This window comes from Xanthomonas sp. JAI131 (assembly GCF_013410075.1).
GTDB classification, from domain to species: domain Bacteria; phylum Pseudomonadota; class Gammaproteobacteria; order Xanthomonadales; family Xanthomonadaceae; genus Xanthomonas_A; species Xanthomonas_A bonasiae.
In genome coordinates this window covers 1,182,648-1,197,514 of the sequence record NZ_JACCCN010000002.1, presented here as the reverse complement: position 1 = coordinate 1,197,514, position 14,867 = coordinate 1,182,648, and the positions used below count along the sequence as shown (strand labels likewise).

Sequence of the window (14,867 nt, the reverse complement as noted above, 5' to 3'; positions counted from 1 at the left end):
CCGACGAGGCTGGCGGAACGCATGAGCATGGTCGCCCCCACACCGACCCTGCCCGATTCCGTTGTGCTCGATGCCGGCCATGCGGTGCTGCCGCCCGAGGCGCCGTTGCCGATGCCGGTGCAATCGCTGCGCCAGGGCAAACTGCGCAACACGCGCCTGCCCACCACCCCGCCCGGCATGTTCTGGCGGCGGCTGTACGTGTTCGGCAGTACCGCGCTGATGACCGCCTACGCCAGCGTGCTGATCGGCAAGGTGCTGCTGATCGGCGGGGTCAGCGTGCTCGAAGCCTGCCTGATGGCGCTGTTCATTCCCCTGTTCGCGTGGATCGCGTTTTCGTTCGTCAGTGCGCTGGCCGGATTCGTGACCCTGGTGTTCGGCGGCGGGCGCAAGCTCGGCATCGATCCGGACGCGCCGCTGCCGCTGGTGCGCAGCCGCACCGCCCTGCTGATGCCCACCTACAACGAGGATCCGCACCGGTTGATGGCCGGACTGCAGGCGATCTACGAATCGGTCGAGGCCACCGGCCAGATCGAGCACTTCGATTTCTTCATCCTCAGCGATACCACGCGCGCCGCGGTCGGTGCCGAGGAAGAGCAGGTCTACGCCGAACTGGTCGAACGCACCGGCGGCCAGGGCCGCATCTACTACCGGCGCCGTGCCGACAACGCCGAGCGCAAGGCCGGCAACATCGCCGACTGGGTGCGCCGTTTCGGCGGCGCCTATCCGCAGATGCTGATCCTGGACGCGGACAGCCTGATGACCGGCGAGACCATCGTGCGCCTGGTCGCGGGCATGGAAAACAATCCCGACGTGGGCCTGATCCAGACCCTGCCGGAAGTGGTCAACGGCAACAGCCTGTTCGCGCGCATGCAGCAGTTCGGCGGCCGCGTCTACGGCCCGGTGATCGCCTACGGCGTGGCCTGGTGGCACGGTTCGGAGAGCAACTACTGGGGCCACAACGCGGTGATGCGCACCCAGGCCTTCGCCGAACAGGCCGGCCTGCCGGCGTTGCCCGGGCGCAAGCCGTTCGGCGGCCACGTGCTCAGCCACGATTTCGTCGAGGCCGCGCTGATGCGCCGCGGCGGCTGGGCCACGCACATGGTGCCGTACCTGCAGGGCAGCTACGAGGAGGGCCCGCCGACGCTGACCGACCTGCTGGTGCGCGACCGCCGCTGGTGCCAGGGCAACCTGCAGCACTCCAAGGTGGTCTTCGCGCGCGGCCTGCACTGGATCAGCCGCATGCACATGATGATCGGCATCGGCCATTACTTCACCGCGCCGATGTGGGGCCTGCTGATGCTGATCGGCATCGCGATCCCGCTGCAGAGCAATGGCATCGACCTGGTCGCCACGGTGGTGTCGCCGTTCTCGCCGGCGCGCTACTGGCACCAGCAGGACTCGACCCGGGTGTTCTGGGTGTTCGCGGTGACCATGTTCGTGCTGCTGGCGCCGAAGGTGCTGGGCTACTTCGCGATGCTGCTGAAACCCGAGGAGCGGCGCGGCTGCGGCGGTGCGCTGCGCGCGCTGCTGAGCATGCTGCTGGAAACCGTGCTGGCGGCGCTGATGGCGCCGGTGGTGATGTACGTGCAGTCGCGTGGCGTGGCCGAAGTGCTGGCCGGCAAGGATTCGGGCTGGGACGCGCAGCAGCGCGACGACGGCCGCCTGTCGTGGCTGGCGTTGGCGCGCAGCTACGGCGGGCTCAGCGCGTTCGGGCTGCTGATGGGCGGGATGGCCTATGTGGTGTCGCCGTCGCTGGCGGCGTGGATGGCGCCGGTGGTGATCGGCATGGCGCTGGCGATTCCGGTGGTGGCGGTGAGTTCCTCGCGCGCGGCCGGGTTGTGGCTGCGCCAGCTGCGCATCCTGGCCATTCCCGAGGAGCAGAAACCGCCGGCGGTGCTGCTGCGCGCGGGCGAATTGCGCCGCGCCGCCGCCGCGCGCCGCGCCGCCGGCTGACCCGGCGGCGGACGCGGCAGGCATAATGCGCCCCATCTCGATGGGGACCGCACGCATGCTGGAAACAGTGGAACACGAAACCGCCGCTTCGCCGGCGTGGACCGTCCTGTGGCTGCACGGACTCGGCGCCGACGGCCACGACTTCGCGCCGCTGGTGCCGGAGCTGCTGCGGCCGGGCTGGCCGGCGTTGCGCTTCGTGTTTCCGCACGCGCCGGTGCGCGCGGTGACGATCAACAACGGCGTGCGCATGCGCGCCTGGTACGACATCGTCAGTCCGGACTTCTCCAATCGCGCCGACAGCGCCGGCGTCGCCGCATCGGTCGCCCAGGTCGAGGAACTGATCGCGCGCGAACACGCGCGCGGCGTGCCCGCCGAGCGCCTGCTGCTGGCCGGTTTCTCGCAGGGCGGGGCGATCACGCTGGCGACGGGGTTGCGCCGCGAACGGCCGCTGGCCGGGTTGATCGCGCTGTCCACCTACCTGCCGGAGGTGGCCGACGTGGCCCGCTGGCATGCGCCGGCGGCGCTGTCGCAGCCGCTGTTCATGGCCCACGGCCAGGGCGACCCGGTGATCCCGCAGCCGTATGCCGAGCAGACCGCGCAGGCGCTGCAGGCGCTGGGCATGCCGGTGCAGTGGCAGCGCTATCCGATGGCGCACCAGGTCTGCGCCGAAGAGATCGCCGATCTGCAGGACTGGATGAGCGCGCGCTTCGCCGCCGGCTGAGGCGCGGCCGCGGCGCCGTGCCGCGTGCGCCGGAGCCGAGGCCACAGTCGCTGCGGCGCGGATGACGGCCCGCCGGCAGCGGGGCTACTATGCGGCGAGACCGCGCTCCAGCCCACTGAGGTGACGTACGTGAAGGTGGTGATCGCCGACGACGAACCCCTGGCACGCGAGCGCTTGCGCGCGCTGTTGGCCGAGCATGCCGGCGTCGAGGTGGTGGCCGAGGCCGGCAATGGCCTGGAAACGCTGCGCGCCTGCGCCGAGCTGCGTCCGGATCTGGTGCTGCTGGACATCGCCATGCCCGGCGTCGACGGGTTGGAGACCGCGCGCCACCTGGCCAGCTTCGAGCCGCGCCCGGCGGTGGTGTTCTGCACCGCCTACGATGCGCACGCGCTGTCCGCGTTCGAGGCCGCGGCGATCGACTACCTGATGAAACCGGTGCGCGCCGAGCGGCTGGCGGCGGCGCTGGAGCGCGCGCGCACCTTCATGGCCGGCCGCGGCAGCGCCGCGGCGGTGTCGTCGGCGCAGCGCCGCAGCCATCTGTGCGCGCGCCTGCGCGGCAGCCTGCGGCTGATCCCGGTCGACGACATCCACTACCTGCAGGCCGAGGAAAAGTACGTGGTGGTGCATCACGCGCGCGGCGAGGACCTGATCGAGGAGTCGCTGAAGTCGCTGGAAGAGGAGTTCGCCGAGCGCTTCGTGCGTATCCACCGCAACTGCCTGGTCGCGCGCCACGAACTGGTCGAGCTGCGGCGCCTCGGCGAGGGCCAGATGCATGCGGTGCTGCGCCATGCCAAGCAGCCGCTGGAGGTGAGCCGGCGCTGCGTGGCGCAGCTGCGGCAGGAGATCCGGCATCTTTGAGGGGCCGGGATTGGGGATTCGGGATGAGCAGCCGTGCGGCGTTGGGATTTGGGGTGACCGGGCGGGCGTCTTTGGACGGGCGGCGATCGGCAGCGGCCGTGGGCCTTCGCGCCTGCGGCCCGTGGCGGCGCTTTCCGCGATAATGGGCGGATGAAGATCCTGCGCATCGCTACCCGCAAGAGTCCGCTCGCCCTGTGGCAGAGCGAACATGTCGCCGAACGCCTGCGCCAGGCGCACCCGCAGCTGGACGTGGTGCTGGTGCCGATGAGCACCCGTGGCGACGAAGTGCTGGACCGCTCGCTGGCGGCGATCGGCGGCAAGGGCCTGTTCCTGAAGGAGCTGGAGCTGGCGATGCTGCGCGGCGAGGCCGACTGCGCGGTGCATTCGCTGAAGGACGTGCCGATGGAACTGGACCCGCCGTTCGCGCTGCCGGCGATCCTGACCCGCGCCGATCCGGCCGACGCGCTGATCTCCAATCTCTATGCGTCGCTGGAGGCGCTGCCGCTGGGCGCGCGGGTGGGCACCTCGTCGTTGCGCCGGCAGGCGCAGCTGCGCGCGCGGCGCCCGGACCTGCAGTTGCTGGACCTGCGCGGCAACGTCAACACGCGCCTGGCCAAGCTCGACAACGGCGGCTACGACGGCATCGTGCTGGCCTGCGCCGGCCTGCAGCGGCTGGGCCTGGAGGCACGCATCACCCAGCGCCTGCAGGCGCCGGACTGGCTGCCGGCGCCGGCGCAGGGCGCCATCGCGGTGGAATGCCGCGGCGACGACGCGGCCGCGCTGGGCCTGTTCGCCGCGCTCGACGATGCCGCCACCCGCAGCTGCGTGGAGGCCGAGCGGGCGATGAACCGCGCGCTGCACGGCAGTTGCCACGTGCCGGTGGCCGCGTTCGCGCACTGGCAGGGCGAAGACCTGCTGTTGCAGGGCATGGTCGGCGGCGTCGCCGACGGGCGGCTGGTGCGTGCCGAGGCGCAGCGTCCGGCACACGAGCCCGAGGCACTGGGCCAGGCCGTCGCCGCGGCGCTGCTGGGCGCCGGCGCGCGCGAGCTGCTGGACGCCGCGCTGCCGGCTTGAGAGACCGAGCCAGGCGCCCTGTCTGCAGGCGGCCAACCCGTAGGGGCGGCTTCAGCCGCGACCGGGCCTCACCAGGAACATCCTGTCGCGGCTGAAGCCGCTCCTACAGGAAAGCGCCGTCAGCTGACAGGCCGGGATCGACCCCGAGGGCTGGCCGACCATGCGCCGGCCCGATCGCCGCCGCACCTGCCGTTGCGACTCCCCAATCCCGAATCCCCAATCCCGGCCTCACTTGAACTTGTAGACCACGTTCATCGTAGCCAGCGTATCGGTCTTCTTCTTGTCGTCGCTGACATCGCTGTTGTGGCGCGCCTGCCAGCCGGCCTTCAGCGCCAGCCGCGAGTTCATGCTGACCGAGATGCCCAGGTCGTTCTGCGCGAAGGTGTTGTAGGAACCCGATTCGACCAGCAGGGTATTGGCCAGCTCGGTGTTGTCGGTCAGGCCGTACTTGAAGTCGACCAGGCCGCGGCCGATCAGCCCGGTTTCGGTGCGGTCCTCTTCCACGTCGTGGGCGCGGCGCACGCCGGGGCCGATCTGCACATCGAGGCTCCTGTGATCGCCGTCCATGATCCGCGTGCCGTAGCCGATGCCGATCGTGGCCAGGCGGTCGTAGGTGGCGAAATCGTCGCGCTCGTAGCGCAGCGAGGCGGTCAGCTGGCGGTGCTCGCCCAACTGCAGCGCGCTGCCGGCGCTGCCTGTGTAGCGGTTGGACGTGGTCTGGCGCACGCGCTCGGTGCTGCCGTCGTCGTTGGTGTTGGTGTATTCGGCGCTGGCGCGCAAGGCGAACAGGTCGATGCTGTGGATCCAGTCGCCATCCAGGTACTGGCCCTTGAGCCGGCCGTTGAAACTTTCGTTGGAGCTGTTGCCGCGCGAGGAGGAGAGTCCCAGTTCGCCGGAGCCGCTCCACGGTGAACTGCCCGGTTCCGCCGGCGGGGCGGGCACATCGGCGGCCAGGGCCGGGGAGGTGCACAGCAGCAACAAGGTGATGGCGGATACTACGGTGGCGCAGCGGGGCATGGCTTTACTCTCCGGTTGAGGACGCAGCCTTCGGCTAACGGAATGGAAACGATTTCATCATACCGGATCTACATGACGCCCCGGCCGCCGACGGACCCCGGCTTCATCGCCGGTTCGGCCGCCTCGCCGCGGTTGGCGCGCGCGACCGGCCGCAGCGCGTTCTTCCGCCACGGACTTCAGACATAATCGGGGCCATGGACCGCTACGAACGCATCAACGCACTGCACCGGCTGCTCAAGTCCGCCCGCTATCCGGTGACGGTGGCGCGCCTGCAGGACGAACTGAGCTGCTCCCGCGCCACCGTCTATCGCGACCTGGCGTTCCTGCGCGATGCGCTGATGGCCCCGGTCGAGGGCGACGGCGAGGCCGGGTTCCGCTACGAATCCGGCGAGAGCGACCGCTTCGAACTGCCCGGGCTATGGCTCAGTTCCGAGGAACTGCACGCCCTGCTGGCCTCGCAGCAGTTGCTGGCGCGGACCGGCGGCGGGGTGCTGTCCTCGGTGCTGGCGCCGCTGCAGCAGCGCATCGAGAGCCTGCTGGCGGCGCAGGCCGGGGCCACCCATTGGCCGGTGGAGCGGGTGCGGGTGATCCCGCACCGCGGGCGCAAGCTCGACGAGGCCAGTTTCCGCACCGTCGCCTCGGCGGTGCTGGAGCGCAAGCGGCTGTCGTTCGACTACCGCGCCCGCTCCACCGACGAATCGACCAAGCGCACGGTGTCGCCGCAGCGCATCACCCACTACCGCGACAACTGGTACCTGGACGCCTGGGACCACGGCCGCGATGCGGTGCGCAGCTTCGCGGTGGACCGCATCAACCATGCGCGGCTGCTCGACCAGGTGGCGCAGGACGTGGCCGACGAGGAACTGGACTCGCAGCTGGCGGCCAGCTACGGGATCTTCTCCGGCGCGCCCAAGGGCTGGGCGACGATCGTGTTCAGTCCCAAGGCCGCGCGCTGGGTCGCCGACGAGCACTGGCATTCCAAGCAGCAGGGGCGCTTCCTGGCCGACGGCCGCTACGAACTGAAGGTGCCGTACAGCGTCTCGCGCGAGTTGCTGATGGACGTGCTGCACTACGGGTCGGACGCGGAAATCGTCGAGCCGCGCTCGCTGCGCGAACAGGCCAAGTCGCTGCTGTCGCTGGCGCTGAGCAACTACAGCGACGACTGAGCCATTCGCACTCCACGCTGCTGTCGTTTTTTTTGTAGGAGCGGCTTCAGCCGCGACAGGCATTATCGATAGCTGATACCGCCTGTCGCGGCTGATGGCCCGAGGCCACCCAGAGCCGCTCCTACAGTGCATCCGGCGATGCACCGCCGCCGCTCAGGATGGCGCCGATGTTGCTCTCGATCCAGTCCACCAGCGCCTGCACATGCGTCGCCGCGTCTTCGCCCAGCGGGGTCAGCGCGTATTCCACATGCGGCGGAACCACCGGATAGGCGGTGCGTTGCACCAGGCCATCGGCTTCCAGCGCCTGCAGGGTCTGCGACAGCATCTTCTCGCTGACCCCTTCGAGCTTGCGGCGCAGGTCGCCGAAACGATGCGTGCCCTTGCGCAGCGCCACCAGCACCAGCACGCCCCAGCGGCTGGTCACATGGCTGAGGACGGCGCGCGAGGGGCAGTGCTGCGCGAACACCTGGCCGCGGGTGGGATCCGTGGTGGGGACGCGCGGCGCAGTGCCGGGGATGTCGGAAGGAACGCTGGCCAATCGGTGCACCTGTCTGGGGGACGGACCGGCCCGATCATACGTGCACCGGCTGGCGCCTCGCTGAGCGGCAGGCGATGGCGGTGCAACCTATTCGGTGATCGGCGACACGCCTCAGGGCTTGCTCGGCACTTCGAAACCGAGCTTGCCGACCTGGTCGCGGCGCTGCGCCACACGCTTGAGCTTGTCCACCTTGACCCCGTAATCGTGGTCCAGCTTGCCGACCAGCTCGCGATACTGCTTGTGGTCCATGTCCGGCGTGCGCGAGAACACCCAGGCCAGATCGCGGCCGGGATAGTCGATCAGCGCCCAGGAATAGTCCGGCGCCACTTCGAGAATGCGGTATTTGGTCGGCACCACCGCGAAGAACCAGGTGGTCCAGCGGCGGTCGCCGGTGCCTTCCTTGACCGTGGCGCGCGAGGTGACTTCCTTGACCGGCTCGTCGAAGCCTTCGCGGTACTGGTAGCGCACGGCGATCTTGCCGTCTTCCTTGAGCGTGTACTCGTCGCTGCTGGCGACATGCCCGCGCTCGGCGAAATAGGGCACGTGCGCGATCACGTACCAGCGGCCCATGAAGCGCTGCAGGTCGATCGGCGGCTGCGAGGGCTCTTGCTCCGGGGATTTCGCCCGCGCTGCCGGCAGGGGAACGGCCATGCCGAGCAGCAGCACGGAGGCGAACAGGGAAAGCAGGCGCATAGGGCAAGGATCCGGGGCTTGAAGAGACACGCTACCCAGTATCGGGCGAAAGTGATGTCAATAGTGGGTCGCAGCCGTTGAGATGGCCGCGCGGCAGGCTGCACGCCTCAGCCCTGCTCCGGAGTCGCCGCCATGCCGATCGCCCGTTCCTCCCGTCCCGCCCCCGCGCCGCACCCCGCGCTGCGCCGCCTGGTGCGGCAGGCGCTGCTCGCCGGCCTGGCCCTGGTGCTGGTGTGGCCGGCGGCGCGCGGCTACAGCGAATGGCTGGGCTGGCGGCCGCTGTGGCTGCTGGGCATGCCGCTGAGCGCCTGGTGGGCGCTGCACCGCTTCCCGCTGCCGCTGCGGCCGTTGCGGCGGGTCCTGGCGCGGATGCGGCCGCGGGTGCAGGCACGGCGCCGGCGTGCGCCGGCCTGGCGGGTCAGCCGCGCAGCCTGACCTTCGGCAGGGGAGGGCCGCGGCCCTGCATGCTACGGTTCCGGGCTGTTCTCCTGGACGTGACCCATGCCCTCTCTTGCCCATGCCTGCCTGCTCGCCGGACTGATCGTCTCCGGCACCGCCGCGGCGAAGGAAACCGCGATGCCCCAAGATCCCTATGCCTGGCTCGAAGACGTCACCGGTGCCAAGCCGCTGGACTGGGTCAAGGCGCAGAACGCCAAGACCGAGGCGCGGCTGACCGCGCAGCCGGGCTTCCAGGCGCGCGAGGCCGGCATCCGCGAGGTGCTGGACTCGGACGCGAAGATCCCGGCGGTGCAGAAGATCGGCCCGTACTACTACAACCTGTGGAAGGACCGCGAACACGAGCGCGGCCTGTGGCGGCGCACCACGCTGGACGAATACCGCAAGCCCGAGCCGAAGTGGGAGACGGTGCTGGACCTGGATGCGCTGAACAAGGCCGAGGGCGAGAACTGGGTGTGGCATGGCGCCGAGTGCCTGCGCCCGGACTACCGCCGGTGCCTGATCGCGCTGTCGCGCGGCGGCGCCGATGCCGACGTCACCCGCGAGTTCGACCTGGATTCCAAGCAATGGGTGAAGGACGGCTTCTTCCGCCCCGAGGCCAAGGGCGGCCTGGGCTGGATCGATGCCGATACCGTCTACCTCTACACCGATTTCGGCGCCGGTTCGCTGACCAGCTCCGGCTATCCGCGCGTGGTCAAGCAGTGGAAGCGCGGCACTCCGCTGCAGAGCGCGAGCCTGGTCTACGAAGGCAAGCCGGAAGACATGTACATCGCCGCGATGCACGACGACACGCCCGGCTACGAGCGCGATTTCGTCAGCCGTACGCTGGCCTTCTATAACGACGAGATGTATCTGCGCAATGCCGACGGCAGCCTGCGCAAGATCGACGTGCCCAACTCGGCCAGCAAGCGCGTGCACCGCGAATGGCTGACCCTGCAGTTGCGCGATCCGTGGACCGTGGACGGCACCACCTATCCCGCCGGTGCGCTGCTGGCCGCCAAGTTCGACGACTTCATGGCCGGCAAGCGTGCGTTCCGGGTGTTGTTCACGCCGACCGACAGCACCTCGCTGGAGGGGTTCGCGTGGACCAAGTCGACGCTGGTGCTGAACGTGCTGGACGACGTCAAGAGCCGGCTGTGGGTGCTGACCCCGGGCGACGGCGAGTGGGCGCGCGCGCCGTTCCCGGTCGGCGACCTGGCCTTCGGTAGCATCAGCGTCGATGCGGTCGATGCCGACGAGAACGACCAGGTGTGGCTGACCTCCACCGATTTCCTGACCCCGACCACGCTGATGCTGGCCGACGTGCAGCGCGGCCCGCAGAGCATCGAAACGCTGAAGGCGATGCCGAGCTTCTTCGATGCGTCCAAGGACGCGATCGAGCAGCACTTCGCCGTGTCCAAGGACGGCACCAAGGTGCCGTACTTCCTGGTCCGGCCGAAGCAGCTCAAGCTGGACGGCAGCCATCCGACCCTGCTGTACGCCTACGGCGGCTTCGAGATCTCGATGACCCCGTTCTACTCCGGCGGCCTCGGCCGCGCCTGGCTCGACCAGGGCGGCGTGTACGCGCTGGCCAATATCCGCGGCGGCGGCGAGTACGGCCCGCGCTGGCACCAGGCGGCGCTGAAGCAGAACCGGCACAAGGCCTACGAGGACATGGCCGCGGTGGCGCAGGACCTGGCCGCGCGCAAGATCACCTCGGCCAAGCACCTGGGCGTGCAGGGCGGCAGCAACGGCGGGCTGATGGCCGGCAACATGCTGGTGCAGTACCCGCAGCTGTTCGGCGCGGTGGTGGTGCAGGTGCCGCTGCTGGACATGAAGCGCTACAGCCATCTGCTGGCCGGCGCTTCGTGGATGGCCGAGTACGGCAATCCGGACACCGACGACTGGAAGTACATCCAGTCCTTCTCGCCGTACCACCTGTTCGATCCGAAGAAGACCTATCCGCCGGTGATCTTCCTGACTTCCACCCGCGACGACCGGGTGCACCCGGGCCACGCGCGCAAGATGGCGGCGAAGATGATCGATGCCGGCAAGGACGTGAGCTATTACGAGAACACCGAAGGCGGCCACGGTGGCGCGGCCAACAATGCGCAGGCTGCGCATATGCAGGCACTGGCGTATGGGTTCCTGTGGGAGCGGTTGAAGGATTGAAGGCGCCTGTAGCGGCCGGTCGTTGCGGATGCCCGTGCGCTTGTGCGGGCGTTTTGCAGTGCTGGCAAGGCGGGGTAACCCCAGGGCCTGAGCAGCGGCAAAGGCAGGAGCAAGGGCAAAGGCAAAGGCTTTCGCGCCCTTGGCGCGAGTCACTTTTGTCTTGGCAAAAGTAACCAAAACCGCTGTCGCCGACGCGAGCCGATGCGATAAAGCTGCATCGGTTCCCTGCGCTCCTCGGCACAAGCGGCACGGCGCCCAAACTCGCTTCGCTCAAACAAGGGCGCCTCTTCGGCCGCTTGCGCCTGCGGTGCTCGGCTCGCTTTAAGGCGAAGACAATCAAAAGCCAGAGCCACAGCCACAGCCACAGCAAAAACCAAAGCCAAAGCCAAGACGGCGTTGGCTACGCGATGTGGCCTTTGGCGATCTTTCGCCTGGTTTCGGTCTGCAAGGGTGATTGCGATCGGCAGCGCCTGAAGCGCTTACGGTTCGGGGTGGCGATTCCAACGCTCCAGCCCGCGGGCGATGCGCGCCACCGCTTCCTGCAGCCTGGGCAAGCTCTGCGTATAGGCGATGCGGACGTGCTGGCGCGCGCGGTGATGGCCGAAGTCCACGCCGGGGGTGAACGCCACGTGCTCGGTTTCCAGGAAATGCGCGCAGAACGCCTGCGCGTCGTCGGTGAAGGCGCTCACGTCGGCGTACAGGTAGAACGCGCCCTGCGGTTCCACTTCGATGCGGAAGCCGAGTGCGCGCAGCGCCGGCAGCAGGTAGTCGCGGCGCTGGCCGAATTCGGCGCGGCGCGCTTCCAGGATCTGCAGGGTTTCCGGCAGGAAACAGGCCAGCGCCGCATGCTGGGCGATGCTTGAGGCGCTGATGTACAGGTTCTGCGCCAGCTTCTCCAGCGACGGCACCGCCGCGCGCGGCGCCACCAGCCAGCCCAGGCGCCAGCCGGTCATGCCGAAGTACTTGGAGAAGCTGTTGAGCACATAGGCGCCGTCGTCGACCTCAAGCACGCTGGGCGCGTCGATGCCGTAGCTGAGGCCGTGATAGATCTCGTCGACCACCAGGTGGCCGCCGCGCGCCTGCAGGGCCTGCGCCAGCGCGGCCAGTTCGGCACGGTCCAGCAGGGTGCCGGTCGGGTTGGCCGGCGAGGCAACCAATGCGCCGACGCTGTCGGCGTTCCAGTGCGCGTCCAGCAAGGCCGGGGTCAACTGGTAGCGGCTGTCCGGGCCGACCGGCACCAGCTGCGCCGCGCCTTCGACCAGGCGCAGGAAATGCCGGTTGCACGGATAGCCGGGGTCGGCCATCAGCCAGCGCTTGCCCGGATCCACCAGCAGCGCGCTGGCCAGCAGCAGCGCGCCGGAACCGCCGGGGGTGATCATGATCCGCGCCGGGTCCAGGTCCACGTCGTGGCGTTGCCGGTAGAACCCGGCCAGCGCCTCGCGCAGCGCCGGCAATCCGCGCGCGGCGGTGTAGCGGGTGTGGCCGGCCGCGAGCGCGGCCTGGCCGGCGGCGACGATCGGCGCGGCGGTGGTGAAGTCCGGTTCGCCGATCTCCAGGTGGATCACGTCGTGGCCGGCGTGTTCCAGTTCGTTGGCGCGGGCCAGCAGCGCCATCACGTGGAACGGTTCGATGTCGCGGCTGCGTTGGCTGTAGGCGGGCAGCGCGTGCGGCGCGGTACGGGGTTCGGTCGGAAGCGGGTTCATGGCCCGATGATAGAGGAGCGCGGCGCACGAAATCGTTGCGCGCGCTTGCCAGGATGCGGCGTCTCGCGGAGACTCGGCCGGCACCGTGCGGCGCCGCGCCGCATGCCTGCCGTCTCCCGGCCCGGGTGGCGCGTCCTTGCTTGCGTTACTGCCGCCGGAGCCCCATTAGATGCATCACCGTTCCCCGCTAGCGAGCTTTCTGCTGCTCATGACCGCGCCCTTCGCTTCCGCCCTCGCCACCGACGCCACCCCGCCGCATCCGGCCAAGCAGCCGCACACGGTCGCCGCGCCGTTCGGCGCCACCCGCCAGGACGACTACTACTGGCTGCGCGACGACAAGCGCGAGAATCCGCAGATGCTGGCGTATCTCAATGCCGAGAACGCCTACGCCGACCAGGTGCTGAAGCCGCTCAAGCCGCTGGAAGACACGCTGTACAAGGAGATCGTCGGCCGCATCAAGCAGGACGACAGCAGCGTGCCGTACCGCGAGCGCGGCTACTGGTACTACACCCGCTTCGAGAGCGGCAAGGACTACCCGGTGCATGCACGGCGCAAGGGCAGCATGGAGGCGGCGGAGGAAATCCTGCTCGACGTCAACGCGATGGCCGCGGACAAGGGCTATTTCAGCCTGGGCGATGCGGTGGTCAGCCAGGACAACCGCCTGCTGGCGTGGACCGAGGACGACGTCGGCCGCCGCCAGTACGTGGTGCGCTTCAAGAACCTGGACACCGGCGAGATCTACGCCGACCGCGTGCCGGGCGTGTCGCCGGAGGTGGTCTGGGCCGACGACAACAAGACCTTGTTCTACGTCGAGAACGACCCGGAAACCCTGCTTACCGTGCGCGTCAAGAAGCATGTGCTGGGCACGCCGGCCGCGCAGGACGTCCTGGTCTACGAGGAGAAGGACGACAGTTTCTACATGGGCGTGGGCCGTACCCGCGACGACAAGTACATCGTCATCGGCGTGGAGAGCACGGTGTCCTCCGAGCAGCGCTACGCGCCGGCCGCCGACCCGCAGCGCTTCACCGTGCTGGCGCCGCGCGAGCGCGACGTCGAGTACAGCGCCGACCATTTCGACGGGCGCTGGGTGATCCGCACCAACTGGAAGGCCAAGAACTACGCGCTGATGACCGCGCCCGACGGCGCCACCAAGCGCTCGCAGTGGCAGGCCTGGCTGCCCTACGACGAGAAGGTGTTCATCGACGGCTTCGAGCTGTTCGACGGCTTCACCGCGATCGCCGAGCGTTCCGACGGCCTGGAGCGGATCCGCCTGCACTTCGCCGACGGCAAGGAGGACTACGTCAAGGCCGACGAGCCGGCGTATTCGATGGGCCTGTCGGTCAATCCCGAGCCGGACACGCCGTGGCTGCGCTACAGCTACACCTCGCTGACCACGCCGGCCACCACCTACGAACTCAACACCCGCACCGGCGAGCGCAAGCTGCTCAAGCAGCAGCCGGTGATCGGCTACGACGCCGACAAGTACCAGACCGAGCGCGTGTGGGTGACCGCGCGCGACGGGGTCAAGGTGCCCGTGTCGCTGGTGTACCGGAAGGGCTTCAAGAAGGACGGCACCGCGGCGCTGTACCAGTACGCCTACGGCAGCTACGGCATGTCCACCGATCCCAACTTCAACCTGCCGGTGGTCAGCCTGCTCGACCGCGGCGTGGTCTACGCCATCGCGCACATCCGCGGCGGCCAGGAGATGGGCCGCGACTGGTACGACCAGGGCAAGCTACTCAAGAAGAAGAACACCTTCACCGACTTCATCGACGTCACCCGCGGCCTGGTCAAGCTGGGCTATGCGGCGCCGGACCGCGTCGCCGCGGCCGGCGGCAGCGCCGGCGGCCTGCTGATGGGCGCGGTGGCGAACATGGCGCCGCAGGATTACCGGGTGCTGGTGGCGCAGGTGCCGTTCGTCGACGTGGTCACCACCATGCTCGACCCGAGCATTCCGCTGACCACCAACGAGTACGACGAGTGGGGCAATCCGGAGCAGAAGCAGTACTACGACTACATGCTCGGCTATTCGCCGTACGACAACGTCACCCGCCAGGCGTATCCGGCGCTGTTCGTCGGCACCGGCCTGTGGGATTCGCAGGTGCAGTACTGGGAGCCGGCGAAGTGGGTGGCCAAGTTGCGCGACGACAACACCGGCACCCGCCCGATCGTGTTCCGGGTCAACATGGAAGCCGGCCACGGCGGCAAGTCCGGGCGCTTCCGCCGCTATCGCGAGCAGGCCGAGTCGTACGCGTTCATGCTCGACCAGCTGGGTGTGGAGCAGGCGGCGAAGTAAGGCGGACCGACGCGGCGCGCTGTCGCGGCTGAAGCCGCTCCTACACGAAGCAGGCCGGGTGCACTGTAGGAGCGGCTTCAGCCGCGACGGGTTCCGAAGCCGATGACTGTCGGATTCCGCGTCGCGACTGAAGTCGCTCCCACAAGGGCAGGGCGCGCCGAGTGCCGGCCGGGTGCATTGTGGGAGGGAGTTCAGTCCCAACTGCATGACGCCCGGCAAGCACGTCGCTCCGCTCCTCTCG

Annotated in this window: 12 protein-coding genes; 8 read left to right on the top strand and 4 right to left on the bottom strand. The window is 69.0% G+C overall.

Translation table 11 applies throughout. The features are described from left to right. Positions 1-21: 21 nt before the first annotated feature. The 4 genes from mdoH (at position 22) to hemC (ending at position 4,606) form a co-directional block, all read left to right on the top strand. The gene (mdoH, locus tag HDC36_RS11780; protein WP_179567447.1) at positions 22-1,953 is read left to right on the top strand and encodes a glucans biosynthesis glucosyltransferase MdoH; all 1,932 of its coding nucleotides are present in this window, start codon (positions 22-24) and stop codon (positions 1,951-1,953) included. Positions 1,954-2,008: 55 nt separating this feature from the next. After that, on the top strand, positions 2,009-2,674 hold the full coding sequence (locus HDC36_RS11775) for an alpha/beta hydrolase (protein ID WP_179568052.1): 666 nt from the start codon (positions 2,009-2,011) through the stop codon (positions 2,672-2,674). A gap of 129 nt (positions 2,675-2,803) precedes the next feature. Continuing rightward, positions 2,804-3,532: a LytTR family DNA-binding domain-containing protein gene (locus HDC36_RS11770; protein ID WP_179568050.1), complete on the top strand. Its 729-nt coding sequence runs from the start codon at positions 2,804-2,806 to the stop codon at positions 3,530-3,532. Between the two features lie 150 nt (positions 3,533-3,682). Next, the gene (hemC, locus tag HDC36_RS11765; RefSeq protein ID WP_179567445.1) at positions 3,683-4,606 is read left to right on the top strand and encodes a hydroxymethylbilane synthase; all 924 of its coding nucleotides are present in this window, start codon (positions 3,683-3,685) and stop codon (positions 4,604-4,606) included. Between the two features lie 228 nt (positions 4,607-4,834). Here hemC and HDC36_RS11760 read toward each other — a convergent pair whose 3' ends face one another. After that, the gene (locus HDC36_RS11760; RefSeq protein WP_179567443.1) at positions 4,835-5,623 is read right to left on the bottom strand and encodes a DUF481 domain-containing protein; all 789 of its coding nucleotides are present in this window, start codon (positions 5,621-5,623) and stop codon (positions 4,835-4,837) included. Positions 5,624-5,817: 194 nt separating this feature from the next. On the opposite strand from HDC36_RS11760, the gene HDC36_RS11755 reads away from it, so the two are divergent. Then, positions 5,818-6,789, top strand: coding sequence for a YafY family protein (locus HDC36_RS11755; RefSeq protein ID WP_179567441.1), 972 nt, complete (start codon positions 5,818-5,820; stop codon positions 6,787-6,789). Positions 6,790-6,910: 121 nt separating this feature from the next. On the opposite strand, the gene HDC36_RS11750 is transcribed toward HDC36_RS11755, so the two are convergent. After that, positions 6,911-7,306: a helix-turn-helix domain-containing protein gene (locus tag HDC36_RS11750; protein WP_343204344.1), complete on the bottom strand. Its 396-nt coding sequence runs from the start codon at positions 7,304-7,306 to the stop codon at positions 6,911-6,913. 132 nt (positions 7,307-7,438) lie between these two features. Then, positions 7,439-7,978 (bottom strand): lipocalin family protein, encoded by a 540-nt coding sequence (locus tag HDC36_RS11745; protein WP_255432736.1) that lies wholly within the window; start codon positions 7,976-7,978, stop codon positions 7,439-7,441. A 174-nt stretch (positions 7,979-8,152) separates the two neighbouring features. On the opposite strand from HDC36_RS11745, the gene HDC36_RS11740 reads away from it, so the two are divergent. Further along, positions 8,153-8,455: a hypothetical protein gene (locus HDC36_RS11740; protein ID WP_179567435.1), complete on the top strand. Its 303-nt coding sequence runs from the start codon at positions 8,153-8,155 to the stop codon at positions 8,453-8,455. 66 nt (positions 8,456-8,521) lie between these two features. Further along, positions 8,522-10,627, top strand: coding sequence for a prolyl oligopeptidase family serine peptidase (locus tag HDC36_RS11735; RefSeq protein ID WP_179567433.1), 2,106 nt, complete (start codon positions 8,522-8,524; stop codon positions 10,625-10,627). Positions 10,628-11,106: 479 nt separating this feature from the next. On the opposite strand, the gene HDC36_RS11730 is transcribed toward HDC36_RS11735, so the two are convergent. Next, positions 11,107-12,330, bottom strand: a complete 1,224-nt coding sequence (locus tag HDC36_RS11730; protein ID WP_179567431.1) for a pyridoxal phosphate-dependent aminotransferase — start codon at positions 12,328-12,330, stop codon at positions 11,107-11,109. A gap of 208 nt (positions 12,331-12,538) precedes the next feature. Here HDC36_RS11730 and HDC36_RS11725 point away from each other — a divergent pair, with 208 nt between their 5' ends. After that, the gene (locus HDC36_RS11725) at positions 12,539-14,626 is read left to right on the top strand and encodes a S9 family peptidase (protein WP_179567429.1); all 2,088 of its coding nucleotides are present in this window, start codon (positions 12,539-12,541) and stop codon (positions 14,624-14,626) included. The last annotated feature ends 241 nt before the right edge of the window (positions 14,627-14,867 follow it).

Coding starts and splice junctions, on each gene's coding strand:
- mdoH (WP_179567447.1), top strand. CDS start 22: ATGAGCATGGTCGCCCCCACACCGACCCTGCCCGATTCCGTTGTGCTC.
- HDC36_RS11775 (WP_179568052.1), top strand. CDS start 2,009: ATGCTGGAAACAGTGGAACACGAAACCGCCGCTTCGCCGGCGTGGACC.
- hemC (WP_179567445.1), top strand. CDS start 3,683: ATGAAGATCCTGCGCATCGCTACCCGCAAGAGTCCGCTCGCCCTGTGG.
- HDC36_RS11760 (WP_179567443.1), bottom strand. CDS start 5,623: ATGCCCCGCTGCGCCACCGTAGTATCCGCCATCACCTTGTTGCTGCTG.
- HDC36_RS11755 (WP_179567441.1), top strand. CDS start 5,818: ATGGACCGCTACGAACGCATCAACGCACTGCACCGGCTGCTCAAGTCC.
- HDC36_RS11745 (WP_255432736.1), bottom strand. CDS start 7,978: ATGGCCGTTCCCCTGCCGGCAGCGCGGGCGAAATCCCCGGAGCAAGAG.
- HDC36_RS11740 (WP_179567435.1), top strand. CDS start 8,153: ATGCCGATCGCCCGTTCCTCCCGTCCCGCCCCCGCGCCGCACCCCGCG.
- HDC36_RS11735 (WP_179567433.1), top strand. CDS start 8,522: ATGCCCTCTCTTGCCCATGCCTGCCTGCTCGCCGGACTGATCGTCTCC.
- HDC36_RS11730 (WP_179567431.1), bottom strand. CDS start 12,330: ATGAACCCGCTTCCGACCGAACCCCGTACCGCGCCGCACGCGCTGCCC.
- HDC36_RS11725 (WP_179567429.1), top strand. CDS start 12,539: ATGACCGCGCCCTTCGCTTCCGCCCTCGCCACCGACGCCACCCCGCCG.